This window comes from Paracoccus xiamenensis, assembly GCF_011308835.1.
GTDB lineage: Bacteria > Pseudomonadota > Alphaproteobacteria > Rhodobacterales > Rhodobacteraceae > Paracoccus > Paracoccus xiamenensis.
Map to the genome: position 1 here is coordinate 1,130,547 of NZ_JAAOHY010000001.1, position 23,311 is coordinate 1,153,857.

General features: G+C 64.7%; 22 protein-coding genes and 1 other RNA gene. 14 read left to right on the forward strand and 9 right to left on the reverse strand.

Going from position 1 to position 23,311, the window contains the following annotated elements; all coding sequences use genetic code 11:
- Positions 1 to 139 precede the first annotated feature (139 nt).
- The 3 genes from G7044_RS05580 to G7044_RS05590 are packed head-to-tail and all read left to right on the forward strand — an operon-like array spanning position 140 to position 2,238.
- On the forward strand, positions 140 to 1,279 hold the full coding sequence (locus G7044_RS05580) for a bifunctional 2-C-methyl-D-erythritol 4-phosphate cytidylyltransferase/2-C-methyl-D-erythritol 2,4-cyclodiphosphate synthase (RefSeq protein WP_166326785.1): 1,140 nt from the start codon (positions 140 to 142) through the stop codon (positions 1,277 to 1,279).
- Between the two features lie 3 nt (positions 1,280 to 1,282).
- Positions 1,283 to 1,774 (forward strand): phosphatidylglycerophosphatase A family protein, encoded by a 492-nt coding sequence (locus G7044_RS05585; RefSeq protein WP_166326787.1) that lies wholly within the window; start codon positions 1,283 to 1,285, stop codon positions 1,772 to 1,774.
- On the forward strand, positions 1,771 to 2,238 hold the full coding sequence (locus G7044_RS05590; RefSeq protein ID WP_166326789.1) for a CinA family protein: 468 nt from the start codon (positions 1,771 to 1,773) through the stop codon (positions 2,236 to 2,238). Before G7044_RS05585 ends, G7044_RS05590 begins: the two co-directional genes overlap by 4 nt.
- A 50-nt stretch (positions 2,239 to 2,288) precedes the next feature.
- Here G7044_RS05590 and G7044_RS17865 read toward each other — a convergent pair whose 3' ends face one another.
- Entirely contained in the window at positions 2,289 to 3,185 is an 897-nt protein-coding gene (locus G7044_RS17865) for a hypothetical protein (protein WP_207630170.1), read from the reverse strand.
- A gap of 126 nt (positions 3,186 to 3,311) precedes the next feature.
- Between G7044_RS17865 and G7044_RS05600 the strand changes: the two genes are divergently transcribed.
- Genes G7044_RS05600 through G7044_RS05610 form a run of 3 tightly spaced genes read left to right on the forward strand, consistent with a single transcriptional unit; the run spans position 3,312 to position 5,586 of the window.
- The gene (locus tag G7044_RS05600) at positions 3,312 to 3,644 is read left to right on the forward strand and encodes a PepSY domain-containing protein (protein ID WP_166326791.1); all 333 of its coding nucleotides are present in this window, start codon (positions 3,312 to 3,314) and stop codon (positions 3,642 to 3,644) included.
- A complete protein-coding gene (locus G7044_RS05605; RefSeq protein ID WP_166326793.1) occupies positions 3,644 to 4,306 on the forward strand; it encodes a response regulator transcription factor in 663 nt (220 codons plus the stop codon). Before G7044_RS05600 ends, G7044_RS05605 begins: the two co-directional genes overlap by 1 nt.
- Complete coding sequence (locus G7044_RS05610; protein WP_328803813.1) at positions 4,303 to 5,586, forward strand: sensor histidine kinase; 1,284 nt, start codon at positions 4,303 to 4,305, stop codon at positions 5,584 to 5,586. Before G7044_RS05605 ends, G7044_RS05610 begins: the two co-directional genes overlap by 4 nt.
- On the opposite strand, the gene G7044_RS05615 is transcribed toward G7044_RS05610, so the two are convergent.
- From G7044_RS05615 to G7044_RS05640, 6 genes are all read right to left on the reverse strand, one after another.
- Positions 5,570 to 6,820, reverse strand: coding sequence for a glycosyltransferase (locus G7044_RS05615; protein ID WP_166326795.1), 1,251 nt, complete (start codon positions 6,818 to 6,820; stop codon positions 5,570 to 5,572). The two genes, G7044_RS05610 and G7044_RS05615, sit on opposite strands and share 17 nt — an antisense overlap.
- Positions 6,817 to 8,448 carry an ABC transporter ATP-binding protein gene (locus G7044_RS05620; RefSeq protein ID WP_166326797.1) on the reverse strand — a complete coding sequence of 544 codons (1,632 nt, stop codon included), beginning with the start codon at positions 8,446 to 8,448 and terminating at the stop codon, positions 6,817 to 6,819. The genes G7044_RS05615 and G7044_RS05620 overlap by 4 nt, the downstream gene beginning before the upstream one ends.
- Positions 8,445 to 9,548: an ABC transporter permease gene (locus G7044_RS05625; RefSeq protein ID WP_166326799.1), complete on the reverse strand. Its 1,104-nt coding sequence runs from the start codon at positions 9,546 to 9,548 to the stop codon at positions 8,445 to 8,447. Before G7044_RS05625 ends, G7044_RS05620 begins: the two co-directional genes overlap by 4 nt.
- Positions 9,548 to 10,615 carry a microcin C ABC transporter permease YejB gene (locus G7044_RS05630; RefSeq protein WP_166326801.1) on the reverse strand — a complete coding sequence of 356 codons (1,068 nt, stop codon included), beginning with the start codon at positions 10,613 to 10,615 and terminating at the stop codon, positions 9,548 to 9,550. Before G7044_RS05630 ends, G7044_RS05625 begins: the two co-directional genes overlap by 1 nt.
- Before the next feature lie 67 nt (positions 10,616 to 10,682).
- Entirely contained in the window at positions 10,683 to 12,521 is a 1,839-nt protein-coding gene (locus tag G7044_RS05635; RefSeq protein ID WP_407947386.1) for an extracellular solute-binding protein, read from the reverse strand.
- 177 nt (positions 12,522 to 12,698) lie between these two features.
- Positions 12,699 to 13,235 (reverse strand): c-type cytochrome, encoded by a 537-nt coding sequence (locus G7044_RS05640; protein WP_166326805.1) that lies wholly within the window; start codon positions 13,233 to 13,235, stop codon positions 12,699 to 12,701.
- A 115-nt stretch (positions 13,236 to 13,350) separates the two neighbouring features.
- Here G7044_RS05640 and G7044_RS05645 point away from each other — a divergent pair, with 115 nt between their 5' ends.
- Complete coding sequence (locus G7044_RS05645; RefSeq protein ID WP_166326807.1) at positions 13,351 to 14,229, forward strand: prephenate dehydratase; 879 nt, start codon at positions 13,351 to 13,353, stop codon at positions 14,227 to 14,229.
- A gap of 54 nt (positions 14,230 to 14,283) precedes the next feature.
- Here G7044_RS05645 and G7044_RS05650 read toward each other — a convergent pair whose 3' ends face one another.
- Positions 14,284 to 14,727 (reverse strand): hypothetical protein, encoded by a 444-nt coding sequence (locus G7044_RS05650; RefSeq protein ID WP_166326809.1) that lies wholly within the window; start codon positions 14,725 to 14,727, stop codon positions 14,284 to 14,286.
- A gap of 181 nt (positions 14,728 to 14,908) precedes the next feature.
- Here G7044_RS05650 and G7044_RS05655 point away from each other — a divergent pair, with 181 nt between their 5' ends.
- The gene (locus G7044_RS05655; protein WP_166326811.1) at positions 14,909 to 16,702 is read left to right on the forward strand and encodes a 5'-nucleotidase C-terminal domain-containing protein; all 1,794 of its coding nucleotides are present in this window, start codon (positions 14,909 to 14,911) and stop codon (positions 16,700 to 16,702) included.
- A 41-nt stretch (positions 16,703 to 16,743) separates the two neighbouring features.
- Positions 16,744 to 16,840, forward strand: an RNA gene (ffs, locus tag G7044_RS05660) — signal recognition particle sRNA small type.
- 321 nt (positions 16,841 to 17,161) lie between these two features.
- On the opposite strand, the gene G7044_RS05665 is transcribed toward ffs, so the two are convergent.
- Complete coding sequence (locus G7044_RS05665) at positions 17,162 to 18,082, reverse strand: hypothetical protein (RefSeq protein WP_166326813.1); 921 nt, start codon at positions 18,080 to 18,082, stop codon at positions 17,162 to 17,164.
- Positions 18,083 to 18,489: 407 nt separating this feature from the next.
- On the opposite strand from G7044_RS05665, the gene G7044_RS05670 reads away from it, so the two are divergent.
- The 5 genes from G7044_RS05670 (at position 18,490) to G7044_RS05690 (ending at position 23,273) form a co-directional block, all read left to right on the forward strand.
- Positions 18,490 to 20,304, forward strand: a complete 1,815-nt coding sequence (locus G7044_RS05670) for a DNA polymerase III subunit gamma/tau (protein ID WP_166326815.1) — start codon at positions 18,490 to 18,492, stop codon at positions 20,302 to 20,304.
- 3 nt (positions 20,305 to 20,307) lie between these two features.
- A complete protein-coding gene (locus G7044_RS05675) occupies positions 20,308 to 20,652 on the forward strand; it encodes a YbaB/EbfC family nucleoid-associated protein (RefSeq protein WP_166326817.1) in 345 nt (114 codons plus the stop codon).
- Positions 20,653 to 20,655: 3 nt separating this feature from the next.
- Entirely contained in the window at positions 20,656 to 21,252 is a 597-nt protein-coding gene (recR, locus tag G7044_RS05680) for a recombination mediator RecR (RefSeq protein ID WP_166326819.1), read from the forward strand.
- Positions 21,253 to 21,582: 330 nt separating this feature from the next.
- Complete coding sequence (ffh, locus tag G7044_RS05685) at positions 21,583 to 23,076, forward strand: signal recognition particle protein (RefSeq protein WP_166326821.1); 1,494 nt, start codon at positions 21,583 to 21,585, stop codon at positions 23,074 to 23,076.
- Positions 23,076 to 23,273, forward strand: a complete 198-nt coding sequence (locus G7044_RS05690; RefSeq protein ID WP_166326823.1) for a hypothetical protein — start codon at positions 23,076 to 23,078, stop codon at positions 23,271 to 23,273. Before ffh ends, G7044_RS05690 begins: the two co-directional genes overlap by 1 nt.
- Positions 23,274 to 23,311 lie beyond the last annotated feature (38 nt).

The following is a 23,311-nucleotide window of genomic DNA, read 5'->3' on the forward strand; positions in this document are numbered from 1 at the left end:
GGTCCCTTTGGCAGCATGTATCGCCCGCCTTATCTAGCCTGCCCGCGCCGCGATAGACAGGGGGCGAGTTACGAAAAGACCGGCAAGCCGCCCATGCGCCCCGATTGCGCGGGCGCCGCGCCTGCACTAGACCGGCGCCATGCAAAGCCTCGACCAGATCGCCGTCATCATCACCGCCGCCGGACGCGGCAGCCGCATGGGCGGCGCGCCAAAGCAATGGCGCGACCTGTCGGGGCGCAGCGTGCTGGCGCGCAGCATCGACGCCTTTGCGGGTTTCGGCCGCATCGTCGTGACCGTCAGCCCCGAGGACATGGCCCATGCCGTCCAGACGCTTGGCGGCAATGTCACATTGGTCGCTGGCGGCGCGACCCGGTCCGACAGCGTCCGCGCCGGGCTGGAGGTGCTGGACGGCAGCGGCATCACCCATGTGCTGATCCATGACGGTGCCCGCCCGCTGGTCTCCTCTGCGGTGATCGCGGGCGTGGTCGACGCATTGGCAGCCGGTGCCGTGGCCGCCGCCCCCGCCCTGCCCGTCACCGATGCGCTGTGGCGTGGCACCGATGGCCGCGTCACCGGCACCGCCCCGCGCGAGGGGCTGTTTCGCGCCCAGACCCCGCAGGGCTTCCGTCTGGACACCATTCTGGCCGCGCATCGCGCCTTTCCCGAAGGCGCGGCGGATGATGTCGAACAGGCGCAGAAAGCCGGGCATGAGGTGGCGATTACCGAAGGCGCGGAAGACAATCTGAAACTCACCTACGGGCCGGATTTCGACCGCGCCCGCCGAATCCTGGGGACCGCGATGGATATTCGCCTTGGCAATGGTTTTGACGTGCATGCTTTCGAGGAAGGCGATCACGTCACGCTCTGCGGGGTGCGGGTGCCGCATGATCGCGGGTTGAAAGGGCATTCGGACGCCGATGTCGGCATGCATGCCCTGACCGACGCGATCTATGGCGCGCTGGCAATGGGCGATATCGGCCGGCATTTCCCGCCGTCGGACCCGCAATGGAAAGGCGCCGACAGCGCCATTTTCCTGCGCCACGCCGCCGATCTGGCCCGCACGCAGGGCTTCAGCTTCGGCAATGCCGATGTGACCCTAATCTGCGAAGCGCCCAAGATCGGCCCCCATGCGCGCGCCATGCAGGACCGCCTGGCCGAGATCATGGGGATCGAGCCGGGCCGGGTGTCGGTCAAGGCCACCACCTCGGAACGGCTGGGCTTTACCGGCCGTGGCGAAGGCATCGCCGCCATCGCCACCGCCACGCTGATGAAAGGATAAGCCATGGACCGCATGATTGTGACCTGGTTCGGCGCCGGCCTGATGAAACCCGCCCCCGGCACCTGGGGATCGGCGGTGGCCGTCGCCTGCGGGGTGCTGATCCACTGGATCGGCAGCTTCCCGCTGCTGGCACTGGCAACCCTCGCTGTCACAGCGTTGGGTTTCTGGTCGGTCGCCCGCTATACTCGCGGGATGGAAGATCCCGACCGGTCCGAAATCGTCATCGATGAGGTCGCGGGTCAGTGGCTGGCCCTGTGCTTCCCGTCCTATGGCTTCTGGCATGCCGGTCTGGAATCGACCAATTTTCCCTGGCCCGGCTATGTCGCGGCCTTCCTGTTCTTCCGCCTGTTCGACATCTGGAAGCCTTGGCTGGTCGGCCGCGCCGACCGCGAAGGCGGCACCATGGGCGTCATGCTTGACGACCTGTGGGCGGGCCTGTTCGCGGGTCTCGCCACCATGGTCTGCGCCGGCATCTGGCACGGGCTGGTGATGTGAGCGCGGCAGCCGAGATCCTCGCCGCCGCCCGCGCGCAGGGGCTGATGATCGCCACGGCGGAAAGCTGTACCGGCGGCATGATCGCGGCGGCGCTGACGGCGGTGCCGGGATCATCAGATGTGTTCGAGCGCGGCTTCGTCACCTATTCCAACGCCGCCAAGGAGAACATGCTGGGCATCCGCGAAACAACGCTGGCAGCGCATGGCGCGGTCAGCGAGGAAATCGCCGCCGAGATGGCGCTGGGTGCGCGGCACAATTCCAAGGCGGCGCTGACCGTGTCAGTCACCGGTATCGCCGGCCCCGGCGGGTCGGATCACAAGCCCGAGGGGCGCGTCTGCTTCGGCATTGCCACCCAGACCGGCGTGGCCACGGAAACGGTCGAGTTCGGCGCGCTTGGCCGCGAACAGGTCCGCGCAGCCGCCACCGAACACGCGCTGGCGCTGCTGCTGGCGGCGCTGGCATGAAAAAGGCGCGGCCCCAAGGCCGCGCCCATGTTCCCATCGGCTGAACCCGATCAGCGGGCGGTTTCGCGCACCACTTCACCTTGGGGCGTTACGGTCACCATGACCGCCTCACCTTGCGGATTGGTGGCCTCGACCAGCACGCCGCCACGGGTCGGGCGCATCCCTGCCAGTTCAGTGTAACCGCTGCCTTCCAGCGTACCGCGCAGGGCGGATTCGTCGATGGCCGGCGGCATTCCTTCGGGCGGCATCCCCCCTTGCGGAGGTGCCATCTCACGACCGGGACCCCGGTCGCCGCGATCCCCACGGTCCCCGCGATCTCCCCGATCACCCCTGTCGCCGCGGTCGCCACGATCACCCCGGTCTCCGCGAGCACCCCGGTCGCCATGCTTCTCGCCGCGCTTGCCGTGCATGTCACCGCGACCCATCCAGCCGCCACGGCCTTCGCGCCCGCCACGGTCGAAATGCATCAACTCACCTTCGGCGCTGAATCCGATCCGCACCTCATCGCCCGAGGCATCCTGCCCCGCAGCCATGACCGCCCCATCGCGCGTACCGATGGCGTTCAGCTCGGTAATTTCGGGCAGGACGGGGTTGGCGCGTGCGGCCTCGGGCAGCAGCGCATCGACCACTGCGGCAGGCAGCGCCGAGCCTTCGGCGGTGCCCATCGCGACCAGCTGGCCTTCGCCGTTCACCAGCGCATCAAAGGACTTGCCGGTCTCGGCAATGGTGCCTTCCACCCGCATCCCACCGCGCGGGCCGGGCGTGCTGGTTACCTCCGTGAAGGCGCTGCCTTGCAGGATTTCGGGCAGGGCAACCTCTGCCGGGGCAGAGGCGGCAGGCGCCTCAGCCGGGGCTTCTGCGGGTGCGGTCTGCGCATTGGCCAGCCCAGCCCCGAATACGGCCAGAAGCGCCATACCGGCGACGGAAGCTTTCAACTTGCTGCTCATGTTTCTTCCTTTCGAAATGGTCAGAGGGCGTCGCCCCCGATATCGCCGGTCTAGCGAATCATTTGCGAACCAATCACCAATGAGCCATTGGGATTCCGTTTACCTTATCCGGGCTAAATTGCCGATATGATCCGTATCGCCCTTCTATTGCTGGCGCTTGCCCCGCCCGCCTTGGCGCAGCCGGCGCGGCCCCAGCCGCTGATGCCGCTTCACGAGGCCGTGAAGATCGTGGCCGGGCGTTTCGACGGCAGGCTGCTGGCGGCGCGGCTCGATCAGCCCCGGCCTTATGAATTCGCGCTGGGGGCCGAGGTCGTGCAGGAAATGACGCTGCTGTCTCCGCAGGGCAATATCCTGCTGTTCCGGCTGGACGCAGTGACCGGCAAGGTGCTGGAGGTACGCGGACGCGGCCTGACCAAAGCGCGAAAGGGAAACGGCAGCATGGAAAAGGAACGCGACTGATGCGCTGCCTGATTGTCGAAGACGACCCGACCCTGTCCGCCCAGCTTGCCCAGACCATGCAGGATGCGGGGTTCGTGACCGATTGCGCCAGCGATGGCGAACAGGGCGAATATCTGGGCGCGACGGAAAGCTATGACGTGGCGGTGCTGGATCTGGGCCTGCCCGGCATGCCCGGCATCGCGGTACTGGAAAGCTGGCGCGCGGCGGGCATCGCCATGCCGGTGCTGATCCTGACGGCGCGCGGCGAATGGGCCGACAAGGTCGCAGGCTTTCGCGCCGGGGCCGATGACTATGCCGTCAAACCCTTCCGCCTGGACGAGGTGGCGATCCGCGCCCAGACGCTGGTCCGCCGCGCCGCCGGCCATGCCCAGCCGGTGATTGCGGCGGGCGCGCTGCGGCTGGACAGCCAGTTGGGCGTCATCACCCGCGACGGGCTGGCGCTGAAACTGACCGCGTTCGAGCAGCGCATCCTTTCCTATCTGATCCACCACAAGAACCGCGTCGTGTCGCGCACGGAACTGGCTGAACATCTGTACGACGCCAATGCCGACCGCGATTTCAAATCGATCGAGGTGGTGATCGGCCGGCTGCGCAAGAAGACCGGCGAAGGCGTGATCGAGACCCGCCGCGGCGAGGGCTATGTGCTGCGGGACCAACCGTGACCGGCTGGCGTTCGATCCGGGGGCGGTTGCTGTGGCTGTCGGCTGCTTGGCTGGTGATGGCGCTGCTGGCGGCGTGGCTGGTCATCGGCGGCGTGCTGGAACGCTTTGTCACCACCCGCTTTGACGCCGAAACCGCCGCCGTCGCCGATGCACTGATGGCCGCGACCGAGGCCGACGCGCAGGGCCTTGCGCAGTTGCCCGATCCGCTGACCGATCCACGCTTCACCGCGCCGCTTTCGGGCTGGTACTGGCAGATCGCGGCGGATGGGCAGGTCTTTGCGACCTCGGATTCGCTGTATCAGGCGCAGTTGGCCGGCGATGCGGGGCCGGACGGCGCCGCCCTGCGCCTGACCCGGCGCGACTTCACCATCCCCGGCAGTACCGAGGCGCTGAGCCTGACCGTCACCGCCCCACAGGCAGAAATCGACGCCGCACTTTCCGCCGTGCGTCGCCCGCTGGCCCTGACGCTGATCGCATTGGGGCTGGGCCTCGGGGCGGCGGTGCTGGTGCAGGTGACATGGGGCCTCAGCGCGCTGAAGGCGATGGGCCGTGACCTGCGGGCGGTGCGGGCGGGCGAAACGGCCACCCTGCCCCTACCCGACGCGACCGAGCTGCGGCCCGTCGCCCAGGAAATCAACGCCCTGCTGGCCCAGAACCGCGAACAGCTGGCGCGCAGCCGCGAACAGATCGGCAATCTTGCCCATTCGCTGAAAACCCCGCTGATGGCCCTGCAGGGCGAGATGGCCGCGGACGATCCCGGTCAGGGCATGATCGCGCGCATGGATCGCCAGATCGCCTGGCACCTGAAACGCGCCCGCAGCGCCGGGGGGCGCCGCGTTCTGGGGCAGCACACGGCACTGGCGCCGGTCGTCGATGATATCGCGCTGGTGCTGCGCCGGGCGCTGGAAGATGGCGGCATCGCGCTGGAACTGCACCTGCCGCCCGGCGCGGCCTTGCCGGTGGAACAGCAGGATGCGCAGGAAATGCTGGGCAACCTGATGGAAAACGCCGCCAAATGGGCGCGCAGCCGCATCGCCATCCGCGCGCAGCAGCAGGCGCGGCGGATCACTGTGACCGTCGCCGATGACGGGCCGGGCATGGCCGACAGCGATTTCGCAAAGGCACTGGCGCGCGGCACCCGGCTGGATGAACGCGGGCCGGGTGCCGGGCTGGGGCTGGCCATTGTCGCCGATCTGGCGGCGCTGAATGGCGGCGGGTTGACGCTGGGCCGCGACGATACCCTTGGCGGGATGGCGGCGCGGATCAGCCTGCCGCTGTGACCGCCGGATCACCGGCTGGGGCGAAGCTTTCTACCCAGTCGATCAGACGCGGCAAGCTGATCCTGTGCAGGTCGTAACCGTCCAGAATCGTCTGACGCGCCGCCCTGCGCAGCGCATCCGCCTGGCGGTCGGCCCCTGACAGTCCCCGGATCAACGCCGCCGACAGTGCCGGCACGTCGAAGAACGGCACCAGCCGCCCATTTTCGCCATCGCGGATCAGCTCGCGCACCGGCTCTGTGTCAGAACCGACGATATAGGCGCCGGCCGACATCGCCTCGGTCAGTGACCAGGACAGCACGAACGGATAGGTCAGATAGCAGTGAACGCGCCCGATCTGGATCACCCGGCGATAATCGCTGTAAGACACGCGTCCCAGAAAATGCACCCGGTCAAGGTCGATCCGGCCCTCGGTTTCAGCCAGCAGCTTGGCCTTCCAGCTGTCGGCATCCTGCGGCTTGCCGCCATAGCTGACACCGTCGCCGCCGATCAGCACGACCTGCGCATCGGGACGCGCGGCCATGACCTCGGGCAGCGCGCGCATGAAGACGTGAAAGCCCCGGTAAGGTTCCAGCGAGCGCGACACATAGGTCAGCACCTCGTCGCCCGCGCGCAGCACCCGGCCATTGGGCAGCGTGAAGCTGGCGGCAGGATCGGGGGCCATCACCCCGGTGTCGATGCCGTCATGGATCACGGTGATCTTCGATTGCAACTCGGCCGGGAAGCTGTCGGCTTGGTAACGCGTCGGCGACAGCGCCGCGTCGCATTGCAGGATCCCCATGGCCAGATGCGCGTTGCGCGCCGTGGTCGAGAATCGCGCCCAATCGAGATCACGTGTCATCTCGGCATCAAAGCCGACATCCTGCCCGCGGGTGCGGTACAAAAGCTCGGCATAGACCAGCAGCTTCGCGTCGGGCCAGATCTCGCGCAGGAACAGCGTCTCGCCCCAGCCGGAATGCCCGAATATCACATCGGGGGTATAGCCGTGCCGGTCGCGCAACGCACGCGCGCCGCGCGCGGCCAAAAGCCCGCGTTCAACATGATCGGCATAGGACAGCGCCAGCGACTGGCTGCAGGTCATGGCCTCGGGGGTCTTGTATTTCACCACCCCGATCGGGCTGGGACGCTGGTTCTTCTGGTCGGTCATGGCCAGAACGTCATGGCCGCGCGCCTTCATGGCCGGTGCCAGATGCGGGAACTGACCGGGGAAATTTTGATGTACAAACAGTAGCTTCACGTAAGTTCCTTGATTTCCCGATCGCGGAAGGCGGCGGCCATCAGCGCGCGGGTATAGTCTGTTTCGGGCGCGTCGAAAACCTGATCGACCGGCCCCTGTTCCACCACCTCTCCGGCGCGCATGACCATGATCTGATGCGCCATGGCGCGCACAACGCGCAGGTCGTGGCTGATGAACAGAAAGGTCAGCCCATGCTTTTCCTGCAGATTGCGCAGCAGATCGACGATCTGCACCTGCACCGTCATGTCCAGGGCCGAGGTCGGTTCGTCCAGCACCACCACCTTGGGCCGCAGGATCATCGCCCGTGCAATGGCGATGCGCTGGCGCTGCCCGCCGGAAAATTCATGCGGATAGCGGTGCATGGTTTCGGGGTTCAGCCCGACCTCGGCCATGATCTCGGCGACCATTTCGCGCCGGTTGCGGCCCGGCTCGACACCGTGAACGCCCAAGCCCTCGGCGATGATCTGTTCGATGGTCATGCGCGGCGACAGGCTTCCGAACGGATCCTGAAACACGATCTGCATGTCGCGGCGCAGCCTGCGCAACTGCCGCCCGCCCCAGCCCGAGATGTCCTGCCCCAGATACAGGATCGGCCCATCGCTTTCGATCAGCCGCATGATCGCCAGCGCCAGCGTGGTCTTGCCCGAACCGCTTTCGCCGACGATGCCCAAGGTCTCGCCCCGCCGCACCGACAGGGTGGCGCCGTCAACGGCCTTCACATGGCCGGTGACTCGGCGCAGGAAGCCGCGCTTGATCGGGAACCAGACTTTCAGGTCGCGGGTCTCGGCCATGACCTCGGCCCCTTCGGGCACGGGCCGGGCGCGGCCCTGCGGTTCGGCCCCCAGCAGCTTGCGGGTATAGGGATGCCGCGGATTGGCGAAGATCTCCTCGGTCGCGCCCTGCTCGACGATCTCGCCGTCTTTCATCACGCAAACCCGGTCCGCGATCCGGCGCACCAGCCCCAGATCGTGGCTGATGAACAGCATCGACAGTTGCTCATCCCGTTTCAGTTCCGCCAGCAGATCCATGATCTGGGCCTGAATGGTCACGTCGAGCGCGGTCGTCGGTTCATCCGCGATCAGCAGCTCGGGCCGGTTCGCCAGCGCCATGGCGATCATCACCCGCTGGCGCTGCCCGCCGGACAGCTGATGCGGATAATCCTGAAGCCGGCTTTCGGCGTTGCGAATGCCGACGCGGTCCAGAAGCTCGACGATGCGCGCCCGTGCCTGTGCGCCCTTCAGACCCTGATGCAGCGCCAGGCTTTCCGACAGCTGCCGTTCCAGCGTGTGCAGCGGGTTCAGCGAGGTCATCGGCTCTTGAAAGATAAAGCTGATATCGTTGCCCCGAATATCGCGCAGCACCGATTCGGGCGCGCCGACCATCTGCCGGCCCTCATAGCTGATCGCGCCGTCCAGCTTGGCCGCATCCCCCAGCAATTGCACCGTCGACAGCGCCGTGACCGATTTTCCAGAGCCGGATTCGCCCACCAGCGCCACCGTCTCGCCACGCCGGATCTGGAAGCTGACGCCCTTGACCGCCGGGATCAGCTGGCCGTCCTGACGAAAGCTGATCTTCAGGTCCTGCACGTCCAGAACGACCTCGGGCCGGATGGTGTCGGATACGGTCATTTGAAGGTCTTCCGGGGATCGAAAGCGTCACGGATGCCTTCAAAGATGAAGACCAGAAGCGACAGCATGATGGCGAAGGTGAAGAAGGCGGTAAAGGCCAGCCAGGGCGATTTCAGGTGTTGCTTGCCCTGCAATGCCAGTTCCCCAAGGCTCGGCGCGGATGCGGGCAGGCCGTAGCCCAGATAATCCAGCGCCGCGAGGCCCGAGATCGTGCCGGTGACGATGAAGGGCAGCATGGTCAATGTGGCGACCATGGCATTGGGCAGGATGTGGCGGAACATGATGACCCGGTCGCTGACCCCAAGGGCGCGGGCGGCGCGGACATATTCAAAGTTGCGCGCCCGCAGGAACTCGGCCCGGACCACGCCCACCAGTGCGGGCCAGCCGAACAGGATGGTGACGAAGACCAGCAGCCAGAAACTTCGCCCCAGAATCGCGAACAGGATGATGATGACGTACAGCGATGGCGTGTTCTGCCAGATCTCCATCACCCGCTGAAGGATGATGTCGGTGCGGCCCCCGAAATAGCCTTGAATCGCCCCCATCGCGATCCCGATGGTCGAGGCGATGACCGTCACGATCAGCGTGAACAGGATCGAGGTGCGGAAGCCGTAAATCACCCGCGCCGTCACGTCGCGCGCGGTATTGTCGGTGCCCAGCCAATGGGCGGCGTCGGGCGCGCTTGGCGCCTGCCCGACATTGTTGATGGTGTTGTAGCTGTAGGGGATGATGGGCCACAGCGCCCAGCCCTGTTCGGTGCGGGGCACGTCGGAACTGCCGCTTTTGACGAAGGCCATGAACCCCTCGGGGTCGTCCCAGCACTCCTCTCGCCCGCCCGAGACGATCAGGCACTGCACCGCTGGGTCGGTATAGATCGCCTGCGTGGCGAAATCGCCGCCGAAGGTGGTTTCGGGATAGAAGTTGTAGACCGGAAAATACAACTCGCCCCGGTAACTCACAACGATGGGTTTGTCATTGGCGACAAGCTCGGCGAACATCGCCACGGTGAACAGGACCGCAAAGATGACCAGCGACCAGAAGGCGCGGGTGTTGCGGCGGAAATTGCGCCAGCGGCGGCGGTTGAGTTCGGAAAGTGCCATCAGCCTGCCCGCTTTTCAAAATCAATGCGTGGGTCGACCAGCACATACATCAGATCCGACAGGATCCCGACCAGCAGCCCCAGCAACCCAAAGACGTAAAGCGTGCCGAAGATCACCGGGTAATCGCGCTGCACCGCCGCCTCAAACCCCAACCGGCCGAGACCATCCAGCGAAAAGATCGTCTCGATCAGGATGGACGACCCGAACAGCATGCCGATGAACATCGCCGGAAAGCCCGCGATCACGATCAGCATCGCGTTGCGGAAGACATGACCGTACAGGACGCGGCGCTCGGTCAGGCCCTTGGCGCGGGCGGTCATCACATATTGCTTGTTGATCTCGTCCAGAAAGCTGTTCTTCGTCAGCAGCGTCAGCGTCGCAAAGCCCGAAATCGCCGAGGCCGTCACCGGCAGCGTGATGTGCCACAGGTAATCCTTGATCTTGCCAAAGGTCGACAGGGTGTCGAAATCGCTGCTGGTCAACCCGCGCAACGGGAAGATCTTCCAGTATGACCCGCCCGCGAACAGCACCATCAGGATCACCGCGAACAGGAAGGCCGGGATCGCATAGGCGATGATGATCAGCGTCGAGGTCCAGGTGTCATAGGGCGTGCCGTCGCGCACCGCCTTTCTGATGCCTAACGGGATCGAAATCACATAGGCCAGCAGCGTCGACCACAGCCCCAGCGTGATCGAGACCGGCATCTTTTCGATGATCAGGTCCACCACGCTGGTTGACCGGAACCAGCTTTCCCCGAAATCAAAGCGCAGATAGTCGCCCATCATCGTCAGAAAACGTTCGAGGGGCGGCTTGTCGAAGCCGAATTCCTGTTCAAGCTCGGCGATGAATTCGGGCGGCAGGCCCTGCGCGCCGGCATATTCGACGCCGCCGCTGTCGCCACCGCCGCCGGCGATATTGGCAAAGGCGTCGCCCTCGCCCCGGACCTTGGCGATCACCTGTTCGATCGGCCCGCCCGGCACGAACTGGGTCAGGGTGAAATTCACCACCATGATCCCGATCAGCGTCGGAATGATCAGCAGCAGCCGCCGCAGAAGATAAGCCGCCATAGCCCGCCCTTTGCCCGCATGTGGCGGTTTGGTCCGCCCTTGGTCTTTGTGCCAGTGACGCCGCGCCCTAGCGCAGCGCCCCGGCCGCTTTCAGCTTTTCGGCCTTTTCGGCGTTATACCACCAGAAATCAAGTTCACCCAGCGCATAGGGGGGCAATTCGGCCGGGTGCTCATACTGGTCGTAATAGGCGACCAGATGATCGGCATTGTACCAGTTCGGCACCCAGATCCGCAGCGCCCGCAGCGCCCGGTCAAGCGCATGGGTGGCGGTCACCATCTCGGCCTCGGTATCGGCGGCGACGGCGGCGCCGATCAACTTGTCGATAGCCGGGTTCGACAGCCCCGAGGGGTTGAACACGTCATTCACCCCTTGCGAGCCGAATTGCTGATACAGCCCGTCCCCGGCAATCATGTCGGTCAGCGCATGGCTGATCATGATGTCATAGTTGAACTCGTACCGGCGGGTTTCATATTCGGCATCGTCGACCCGCGTCATCTTCGCATCAACGCCGATGGCACGCAGGTTCTCGACGTAAGGATTTATAACGCGATCAAATGCTTGACTGTCATTCATGAACTCGATGCTCAGCATCTGACCCGCCGCATTGCGCCGCATCCCGTCCTGGCCCGGAACCCAACCGGCTTCATCCAGCAGGGCGGCAGCACGGCGCAGGGCCGGGCGGTCCATCTGCCGTTCGCCCCCCTTGGCGGGCACCACTGCGTCTTCGGTCAGAATCCCATCTGGCAGGTCGGCGGCCAAAGGCTCCAGAAGGGCAAGCTCATCGGGGCCCGGCTTGCCCATCGCCTTCAACTGACTGTTATCCCAGAAGGATTCGGTGCGAGTATAAAGGTCATAGAACAGTGCCTTGTTGGCCCATTCGAAGTTGAACATCAGCCCGATCGCCTCGCGCACACGGGGGTCCTGCAGTTTCTCGCGCCGCAGGTTGAAGAAGAACCCCTGCGCTGACGCCTTGCTGCCATCGGGCAGCGCCGCCTTGACGACATGGCCGTTACGGATGCCCGGAAAGTCATAGCCGGTGGCCCAGGCAATCGACGAATTTTCATTGCGGAAGGTGTATTCCCCGGCCTTGAAGGCCTCGAAAGCGGCTTCGGAATCGCCGAAATATTCGATGCGGATGCGGTCGTAATTGTGCCGCCCGCGTTTCAGCGGCAGATCCTTGGCCCAGTAATCGGGATTGCGCTTCCAGACCACGCTGCGCCCCATATCGGCGCTGTCGAACATATAGGGGCCGGATCCGATAAAGGGCGTTGGGCTGCTGGCTTCCAGATCGCGGCCGTTATCCTCGAAATCCTTCTTCGAAAAGACCGGCAACCCGCCCGCGCCCTGAATCACATCGCGGCGCGGATAGCCGGGGACGAAATCGAACCGGATGCGGCGTTCGTCCAGCACCTCGGCCCCGGCAATGGATTGGGCGATCACGTTGCGGAACGAATTCAGCCCCTTCGTGCGCAGGGTCTCATAGGTGAAAAACACGTCCTCGGCGGTCACCGGGGTGCCGTCGGAAAACTTCGCCTCCGGGCGCAGGGTAAAGATCACCCAGTCGCGGCTTTCGGGATATTCGATGGTCTCGCAGACCAGACAGTAAGCCGCGCCGATCTCGTCCGCCGTGCCCTCCATCAGGGATTCGTGCATGACCGTGGACAGAATCGGTGCCCGGCCTTTGACCGTATAGGGGTTGAAGCTGTCAAAGCCCCCCGTCCACGACATCGAGAACTCGCCCCCCTTCGGCGCATCCGGGTTCACATATGGCAGGTGCTGGAAATCCGCCGGCAGTTTCGGGGCGCCGAAGACACCGATCCCGCTGGCCACGGTGGTTGCCTCGGCGGTCGCGTCGGCTGCGGGCGCGGCCTCCTGCGCGGCCAGGGGGCCGGCCAGCAGCGACATGGGCAGGATCAGGGCGGCAAGAAATTCGGTGCGGCGCATGGCGGTCCTTCACAAATCTGTTGGAAAGCAGGCTACGGCACCGCGCGCGCCGGGATCAATCCGCGATTTCGTGAACAGGCCGCAAACGAAAACGCCCGGCCGCAAGGGCCGGGCGCAGAAATGACGCTAAGGGTCAGATCAGGGCTGCGATTGCAGATAGGCGATCAGGTTGGCGCGATCCTCGGGCTTGGGCAGGCCGCCGAAGGACATCTTCGTACCCGCAACGACGCCCTTGGGGTTGGCCAGGAATGCCTGCAGCGCATCGGCCGTCCAGGTCGGCGCCTCGGCGGCATGGGCCACCATCGGATCGGAATAGCCGAACCCGCCGACGCCGGCCACGGCGCGATCGACCACACCGTTCAGGTGCGGGCCGATACCGTCCGAGCCGTCAAGCTTGTGGCAGGCCTTGCACTTGCCAAAGACTTTTTCGCCCTTGGCAGCATCGGCCGACGCCATCAGCGCGCCGAAATCGATCTCTTCCTCGACCTCGGCCTCTCCGCCGCCGGTTTCCTCGACCGGAATCGTATAGGCTTGGGCGATTTCCTCGCCCTCGCCGTGACCACCCGGAGGCCCCACATAGAAAAGCGAGCTGCCGGCCCAGAACAGCAGCAGCAGCGCCAACAGCGAGCCGATCAGCGCGCCCGACGCCTTGGTGATGGTCATGGTGTTGAACATTTGCCGTCCCCGCTAGGTAGTGTTCAAATTCTGGCCGTATCTATCCGCTTTCTTTCGGGTGGTTCAAGGTATAGTTCACGCCCCGAATGTCGATCTGACGCGGGAGGCCCTGAAGATGACCAAGAAAACCAACCTGATCGCCTTTCAGGGCGAACCCGGCGCCTATAGCCACCAGGCCTGCCGCGACGCCCGCCCCGATATGAAGGCCCTGCCCTGCCGCACTTTCGAGGACGTGATCGAGGCGGTGCGTTCCGGTCAGGCCGATCTGGCCATGCTGCCGGTCGAGAACTCGACCTATGGCCGGGTGGCCGACATCCATCACCTGCTGCCCGAATCCGGTCTGCATATTATCGATGAAGCCTTCGTGCGCGTCCATATCAGTCTGCTGGCAGTGCCCGGCACCCCGCTTGCGGACATCACCGACGCAATGAGCCATACGGTCCTGCTGGGCCAGTGCCGCAACTTCCTGCGCGAACACGCCATCCGTGGCATTACCGGTGCTGATACGGCCGGTTCAGCAAAAATCGTTTCCGAACAGGGCCAGCGTCACATTGCCGCACTTGCCGCGCCGCTGGCGGGCGAAATCTATGGCCTCGACAGCCTCGCCGACGAGATCGAGGACCGCCAGAACAACACCACCCGATTCCTTATCATGTCGCGTGAACCCAACTATGCCCGCCGCCCGAACCGCGCGGGCGAAGACGGCATGCTGACCAGCTTTGTCTTCCGCGTGCGCAACATTCCCGCGGCGCTGTACAAGGCGATGGGCGGGTTCGCGACCAATGGCGTGAACATGACCAAGCTTGAAAGCTACATGGTCGACGGCGTTTTCAGCGCGACGCAGTTCTATGCCGATATCGAAGGCCACCCCGAAGATCCCGCCGTGCAGCGCGCATTGGACGAGCTGGGCTATTTCACCTCGATGTTGAATGTCCTGGGCGTCTATCCGGCCGACCCGCTGCGGGCCGAACAGCTGCGCGCCCACCAGGGCTGAGCCGCGCCGCGCCCTCGCATGGGCTTGTCGCCTGCGGCCGGCACAAGGCCCGGCTCAACCGATGGCGTCCTCAACGAATTCCATGACTTTCTTGGCAACCTTGCGGTCCAGCTGAGCTTTCCCCAGCTTCGCCGTCTGCAATGCCAGGCGCGCCCGCATGTTGCGCGGCTTGATCTCGAATTCAAAGATCAGGCGCGACCGCTGCAACGCCAGCGCCACCACGGACAGGTCGATCCGCAGGTCAAACGCGGTGGATTGACCGGTCAGCGCCAGCCGCTCGGGCCAGTCGAACTGGACCAGCATCAGCCGCAATTCGCGCCGCTTGCCGCGCCAGTCGAATGCCAGATCCCAGGCGCGCGCGCCTGCCGAGATATTGCTGACACGATTTACCGAAACGCCGCGACGCATCAGCATCCGCTCGATCCGGTCGAAATCGGCCATGGCATCGAACATGCGTTCTGCCGTGACTTCCTTATCAATTCTGGTGGAGAATTTCATGATGGTGGCTGATACTTGCTACGGTTGAACGTCGATAGTGGTGTGAAGTCTGCCTTGCAAGGTTGCAACCGCGAAATCTTGTTATTTTCACAATCTTAGGTTGCATAGCTGAGCCTCTGCCGCCTAATCTTACCTGAAAAGGGGCCACGTCACATTGGCGTGACAAGACGGAAAAGACCAGATGCCCGACGGCACCAAACCGCCCACCCGACTGCCCGGCTCAACCCAGTTGACCACGTTGCACCTGCGCATTCTGGCCACGACCGACCTGCATATGCATCTTGGGGCCGAAACCGCCACGGGCGGCCTGGCCCGTCTTGCACCGCTGATTGCGGCCGAACGCGCAAGCTGCGCCAATGTCCTGCTGTTTGACAATGGCGACCTGATCGAGGGCACGCCCCTGGCGGACGAGCTCGCCCGCGCAGGGCTTGGCCCGCACGACATTCACCCCGCCATCGCGGCGCTGAACGGGTTGGGCTATGACGCCGCCAATCTCGGCAATCACGATTTCGCCAATGGCGTCGAATTTCTGCGCCGGGTGCTGCGCGATGCGGCCTATCCGCTGACGCTGGCCAATGCCGGCCTGACCCGAGGCGCAAGACTGTGGTCCGAATCGCTGTTGTTGACCCGCCGGATGCAGGATGAAACCGGCCAGGACCATGACCTCAACGTCGGCGTTTTCGGGGTGCTGCCCCCTCAGACCGTCGATTGGGAGGCCGAACTGGCCCGGGATCTGCAGACCGAGGACGTGGTTGTCGCGGCCTGCCGGGCCGTTTCGTCGCTGCGCGCACGTGGCGCGGATGTGATCATCGCGCTCAGCCATGGCGGATATGGCAGCGGGCCGGTCCCGCGTGCCGAAAATGCCGCCGGGGCAATCGCCGAAATCGAAGGCGTAAATGCGGTTATCGCCGGCCACACGCATGAAATACTGGTTCATCCCGCTTCGGCCGCCACCGCACCGATCGTAAAGGCCGGTTTCGCCGGTTCGCATCTGGCCGCGATATCGCTGCGCCTGCAGGGCGCACCGGGGGCCTGGCGGATCACCTGCAGCCGCGCCGAGGCATTGCCCGCCGCCAAAGCGCCCTGCCCCAGCCTTGCCGATACCATGACGGCGGTCCCGGCCGAGGTTGCGGCCCGCCTGTCCCGGCCGGTCGGTCACAGCGCGCTTCCGCTGCGCAGCCATTTCTCGCTGCTCGGCCGCGATGCCGGGCTGCGCCTGGTCGAATCCGCCCTGCGCGCGCATATCGACTCGGCACTGCCCTCGAACGACCTGCCGGTCCTGACCGCCTTCGCGCCATTCCGCACCGGCGGGCGCGGCGGCCCCGGCAATTTCGTTTCGATAGCTGCGGGCCCATTGCGGCGCGGCGATCTTTCGAATCTGTATCCCTTCACCAACCACGTCGCGGCAATTCAGATCACCGGCGCCGAGATCGCCGACTGGCTGGAACGCGCCGCAACGATTTTCGCGCAACTGCCCGATGATGGCGAGATCCACCCCCTGATCGCCCCCTCCATCCCGGGCTTCCAGTTCGATATCGTCGCCGGCCTCGACTATCGGATCAACCTGTCGCGCCCCGCCGCCTATGACAGCGCCGGCCGACCCCAGGCCGATCGGGGCCGCGTCGAGGCGCTGCGCCATCAGGGCCGAAGCCTCCGCGCTGACGACAGGTTCCTGCTGGTGACCAACAGCTACCGCATGTCTGGCGGCCCCTTGTATGCGCCTTTGACGGCGGGCAAGACCTGCCTTCTGCCGGAAAAAGCGCGCATCCGCGTCCGCGACCTGATCGCCCGCCATCTGGGCAATGCCGACGCGCCGCCACCGGGCGATGCCGCTTTCTTCGGCCTTTCCGCGCGCGCAGGCAGCCGCGCCAGCTTTGATACCGCCGCCGCCGCCATCGCCGCCGACTGCCCCCTGCCCGCCGAAAGCCTCGGCCTGACCGAAACCGGTTTTCAACGGCTGGTCCTGAATTTCTGAACGGGCTTGCATCGGCCCGCCACCTTGCCTATTTAACCCGCGAGAGGCTGGCGCGGGCGAACGCATCGCCAACCCGGTCAGGTCCGGAAGGAAGCAGCCGTAACGAAATTCGTTCGGGTCGCTGTCCAGTCTCTCACCCCTCCCATCGTCGCGATAGTTTCTGTCCGCATGCGGGTTGGCCTGAGCATAGCCGCTTGTCGCTTGCCACACCTGTCTTTCCCGGCGGCGATGGAAAACAGCGCCTCAGGCTAGCAGCCGCGCCCCCAAAACGCCCTCATTTGCCGCTAAAGCCTTCCTCTATAGCCGAACGTCGCGGCGCATTCTTCGAAGGAGCAGATCGCGGGATTTAGCGGGCTTATGCTGCGGTTACGATAATGGCTGCTTCGGGAGGCAGAGCGGGTCAGAAGCGGTCGTTCTCGTTCGTGACAGAAACGTATAGGTTTTGGAGCGAGGTGAAAGCTATTCGCCCCGTACAATGGCGATTAGCCTTCGGAACTCGGCATCCTCGGTGGCGCTCTTCCAAAAATTGATGAAGCGCGCCACTACCTGTAGGTTTCCCGCTTCGTAATGACCGTTGCTGTCAATACGATCCAGAGAAGGCGTCAGTTGATCGTCTAAACCTTCGAACTGCAAAGTGAGGCCTGTGATTGCGCAACGATTACCAGTTTCATCCAGCAATTCGTTTAGATGCGAAATGAGCGCTTCTTTTGAAAGCCTGAGGTCCTTGTTCTTGACGGTACGCTCAACGGTCTGGCCGTAGGACTGCCTAGCGGTTTGCTCGGCGTGGTGCGCCATGCTCCAGACTGCCTTAAATCTGGCGTCCTTGATTTCACCATTGTTCTGGCGCTCTAACTTGCTGACCCACCAGAGAGCATCCAACGTCCACAGATCAACCCCGAGTTCTTTAGCCAGGTCGATCAGTACCGAATTGATAATTTCATATTTTTTTCCAGGTGATGATCCATGCGGGAAGGTTGGCCAAATACCGCGGTCACGCATTTCCGGCTCACTGGTGCCATTCCAAACGCCGTAGCGATCAGGATATGCGAGCAGCAACATCGGCGAGAGCGTAGCCGCCCCGACACCATGAACCATCGACAAAGCCGTGTCGAACCTATCCGAAAGCGGCGCAGCTTCATCGACAAGGATGGCTACAGCTGCCCGCAGATTGTCCATGTCATTTACCGCGGGGCGGCCAAGGCGTTCCAATCCCGACCAATGGTGATTGTGCCTAATGCTAAGGAAATCGTGATAGTCTTGCGCCGTGAGGCTAGACGGGTCGCGGAAGAGCGGTCCGAAACGGTTCATTACCTTGTCGCGTCTGGCGACAGAGTAATGAATGCTAGGAAAACTAAGGGCTTTTTTCAAGTCAAAGGTCATGGCCAAACTCGTACCTAGACGCTTGTTCCTTGCCAAGCGGAATTGAGGCTCTCAGGTCTTTAAATAACCCTTGGACTAAACCAACTTGCCAAAAGCAGGCATCTGTACGCAGCGCAGCATTAGTCACACCGACCTCTGACCAGCCTCGCGTCGAACCAGCCACAAATGGCGGCTTTGCCCTGATTAACCGGTCATCCTGACAGGCAGTCTGACTGAAAGCGGCACCCCAGCACCTCGGGGCGAATACCGAATTTGCCCGGCGCGGCGGGCAAACAGCCTTCACCGCGTTTCGCCCCCAATCCACACGCATCTCGAACCTCACTTGCATGCGCCCCTCGCCACCCCCATCTGCCCGGTTGTCGCCCCGCATCCCCCCGGCTAATGTGGCGCGATCCTGACGAGGCGAGATGACCGAGACCGAACAAAACTATCAGGTGCTGGCCCGGAAATACCGGCCGGAAACCTTCTCCGACCTGGTTGGCCAGGATGCGATGGTGCGCACGCTGAAGAATGCCTTCGCGGCGTCCCGCATCGCGCAAGCCTTCATCATGACCGGGATTCGCGGCACCGGGAAGACGACCACCGCGCGGATCATCGCCAAGGGCCTGAACTGCACTGGCCCCGATGGACAGGGCGGCCCCACCACCGAACCCTGCGGCCAGTGCGAGCATTGCGTGGCGATCTCCGAAGGCCGCCATGTCGATGTGATGGAGATGGACGCCGCCAGCCGGACCGGCGTGAACGACATCCGCGAAATCATTGAATCCGTTCACTATCGCGCCGCTTCCGCGCGCTACAAGATCTATATCATCGACGAAGTTCACATGCTGTCCACCAGCGCGTTCAACGCGCTGCTGAAGACGCTGGAAGAACCGCCGCCGCATGTGAAATTCATCTTCGCCACCACCGAGATCCGCAAGGTGCCCGTCACCGTTCTGTCGCGCTGCCAGCGTTTCGACCTGCGCCGGATCGAGCCCGAGGTGATGATCGCGCTGCTGCAGAAAATTGCCGGTGCCGAAGACGCCCAGATCACCGAGGATGCGCTGGCGCTGATCACCCGCGCGGCCGAAGGCTCGGCCCGTGACGCGACCTCGCTTCTGGATCAGGCGATCAGCCACGGCGCGGGCGAGACGACGGCCCCGCAGGTGCGCGCCATGCTGGGTCTTGCCGACCGCGGCCGCGTCATCGACCTGTTCGAGATGATCCTGCGCGGCGATGCCGCCCAGGCACTGGCAGAGCTTCAGGCGCAATATGCCGATGGCGCCGATCCGGTCGCCGTGCTGCGCGATCTGGCCGAGATCACGCATTGGATCTCGATCGTGAAGATCACGCCGGAAGCCATGGAAGATCCGACGATTTCGCCGGACGAACGCACGCGTGGCGCGGGTCTGGCGGAACGCATTCCGATGCGGGTTCTGACCCGGCTGTGGCAGATGCTGCTGAAATCGCTGGAGGAGGTCTCGGCCGCGCCCAATGCGATGATGGCCGCGGAAATGGCGGTGATCCGGCTGACCCATGCCGCCGACCTGCCCGACCCCGAAAGCCTGATCCGCAAGATCCAGTCCGCGCAGCAGGCGGGTGAACTGACCCGCCCCGGCGGCGGCAATGGCAGCAGGCCCGGCGGCCAGGCACCACAGGCCCGCGCGTCGGTGGATGCCGTGCAGGACCGCCCGGCGGCAATCGCCCAGGGCAACGCGCATGGTCAGGCGACGGCCCTGGCGCAGGCGCCTCAGGCGCTGATCGCCTCTTACCCCGACTTCGACAGCGTGCTGGAACTGATCCGGCGCATGCGCGACATGCCGCTGCTGATCGCGGTGGAAAATCACCTGCGGCTGGCCCGCTACAGCCCCGGCCGGATCGAATTCGAACCGACATCGGACGCCCCCCGCGATCTGGCCGCGCGGCTGGCCGAACGTCTGCGCGGCTGGACGGGCGGGCAGCGTTGGGCGGTCAGCGTGGTCAATTCCGGCGGTGCCCCGACCGTCGCCGAAACCCGCGCCGCCATCGAGGCCGAGGCGATGGAGCGCGCGCGAAACCACCCCACCGTACAGGCAGTGCTGGCCGCTTTCCCGGCCGCGCGCCTGCTGTCGGCGCGGCGCGTCGCGCCTGCCCCCGCCGAAGACGAACCGGCCGCCCTGGGAACAGGAAGCGCGCTGCATGATGACGGCGCCGGCCCGGTCGCGGCTGCCGAGGAATGGGATCCCTTCGAGGACGAGGAGTAAGAGATGTTCAAAGGATTGGGTGGCCTTGGCGACATGGCCAAGATGATGTCCGCCGCCAAGGACATGCAGGCCAAGATGGCCGAAATGCAGGAAAATCTGGCCAGTATCACCGTCACCGGCGAGGCTGGGGCGGGGCTGGTCAAGGCGACCGCAACCGCCAAGGGCGATCTGACCGCGCTGGATATCAACCCGTCGATCTTCGTTGCGTCGGAAAAGGAAGTGGTCGAGGATCTGATCCTTGCCGCGATCAAGGATGCGCAGCGGCGCGCGCAGGATCGCGCGCAGTCCGAAATGGCCCGTATCACCGAAGGCCTGGGCCTGCCACCCGACATGAAGCTGCCCTTCTAAACGATGCAGGAAGGCGGCGACGACATCCAGGCGCTGATCGGCGCGCTGGCGCGGTTGCCGGGCCTTGGCCCGCGTTCGGCCCGGCGTATCGTGCTGTCGCTGATCGGGCGCAAACCGGGCCAGATGGCGCAGCTTTCCACGCTGATGGCGCGGGTGGCGGAAAACGCCCGCCCCTGTGCGCGCTGCGGCAATGTCTCGGACAGCGAGATCTGCGAGATCTGCGTCGATCCCAGCCGTCAGACCGGCGAGCTCTGCGTGGTCGAGGATGTGGCCGACCTGTGGGCGCTGGAACGCGGCCGCGCCTTTCGCGGGCGCTATCACGTCCTGGGTGGCACGCTGTCAGCGCTGGATGATATCGGCCCCGACGATCTGGGCATTCCCCGGCTTCTGGCCCGGATAAAGGCAGAAGCCGTGACCGAGGTGATCCTGGCGCTGAATGCCACGGTCGAGGGCCAGACCACCGCCCATTACATCGCCGATGCCCTGCCCGCGCAGCTGACCATTACCGGCCTGGCCCAAGGCGTCCCGATCGGCGGAGAGCTCGACTATCTCGATGACGGCACCATCACCGCTGCCTTGCGCGCGCGGCGCCGGCTGTAACCCGTCTTCTGCCGGTTATCACACGCCCCCCATCTGGGGCAGCGCATTAGTTACATGATCGCTCATCTGTTCATGGCCAGTTTGCATCCCATCCCGATTCGCTGTCAGACTAGCTTCGCGCGGTGAACACCGGGTTAATGCCCCTCGGTTTTCCGTTTCGCTTGACTTTCGCCGCCCCGCCTCGTATCTGCGGGGCGATTTCCCGGAAGGTCTGCCCTTCCGGTCCCCGACAATTGCGCGGGGATCGCCCCCCGTCAGCGCGTTGCGCCCACGGGGGCGTTTGCGCATTACGCGCCCGCGCAGCACCTAACGGACCCCAAGGAGGCCCGCATGTTCGAGAACCTGTCCGACCGTCTTGGCGGCGTCTTCGACCGGCTGACCAAGCAGGGCGCCCTGTCCGAGGATGACGTCACCGCCGCCCTGCGCGAGGTGCGCACCGCCCTGCTGGAGGCCGATGTTTCGCTGCCGGTCGCGCGCAGCTTCGTCAAATCGGTGACCCACAAGGCAACCGGCGCGGCCGTCACGAAATCGGTCACGCCCGGCCAGCAGGTGGTGAAGATCGTTCATGACGAACTTATCAAGGTTCTTCAGGGCGAAGGTGCGCCGGACGCGCTGCGCATCGACAATCCGCCCGCGCCGGTGCTGATGGTCGGGCTTCAGGGCTCGGGCAAGACCACCACCACCGCAAAGCTGGCCCTGCGCCTGAAGGACCGCGAAAAGAAACGCGTCCTGATGGCCTCGCTGGACACCAACCGCCCGGCGGCCATGGAACAGCTGGCGATCCTCGGCACCCAGATCGGCGTCGACACCCTGCCCATCGTCAAGGGCGAAAGCGCCGTTCAGATCGCCAAGCGCGCCAAGCAGCAGGCATCTTTGGGCGGCTATGACGTCTATATGCTGGACACCGCCGGCCGCCTGCATATCGACGAAGTCCTGATGGACGAGGTGCAGGCCGTCCGCGACATCGCCCAGCCGCGCGAAACGCTGCTGGTCGTCGATGGCCTGACCGGTCAGGACGCGGTCAACGTGGCCACCGAATTTGACGCCAAGGTCGGCATTTCCGGCGTCGTGCTGACCCGGATGGATGGCGACGGGCGCGGCGGTGCCGCATTGTCGATGCGCGCCGTCACCGGCAAGCCCATCCGCTTTGTCGGTTTGGGCGAAAAGATGGACGCGCTGGAAACCTTCGACGCCGAACGCGTCGCCGGCCGCATCCTCGGCATGGGCGACATCGTGGCGCTTGTCGAAAAGGCCCAGCAGGTGCTGGAGGTCGAACAGGCAGAGCGCATGATGAAGCGCTTCCAGAAGGGCCTGTTCAACATGAACGACCTGCGGTCGCAGCTTGAACAGATGCAGAAGATGGGCGGCATGGGCTCCATCATGCAGATGATGCCGGGCATGTCGAAAATGGCCAAGCAGGCCGAAGACGCCGGCATGAACGACCAGATGATCCGCCGCCAGATCGCGCTCATCAACTCGATGACCCGCAAGGAACGCGCCAATCCCGACCTGCTGCAAGCCAGCCGCAAGAAGCGCATCGCCGAAGGCGCGGGCCTGGAAGTGTCGGAACTGAACCGCCTGCTGAAGATGCAGCGGCAGATGGGCGACACCATGAAGAAGCTGGGCAAGATGAAGGGCGGCATGCTGAAACAGGCCATGCGCGCGATGATGGGCAAGGGCGGCGGTCTGCCCGACATGGCCAATGCCGATCCCGCAAAAATGGCCGAGGCGACCAAGATGCTGCAGGACCCCAAGGGCCTTGGCGGTCAGTTGGGCGGCGCAGGCCTGCCGGGCGGGCTTTCGGGGCTGTTCGGGAAGAAGTGATGCCCAGCCTGTCCGTCGACATTCCGGTGCTGGAAACCGGGTGCAGCGCCACCGCTGCGCCGCGGGCGCTCCGGGCATCGGCGACAACCCCGGCTGACCGGCTGGATGGACGTTCCGGCGCAAGTGTCCAGGCCGATGACCTCCAGATCCGCGGCACCCCCTGCCTGATCTATCGCCACCCGAAAGGAGCCGCATGATGTCAGCACTGCCAGTGTACGCCCTGTGTACAGCCTGT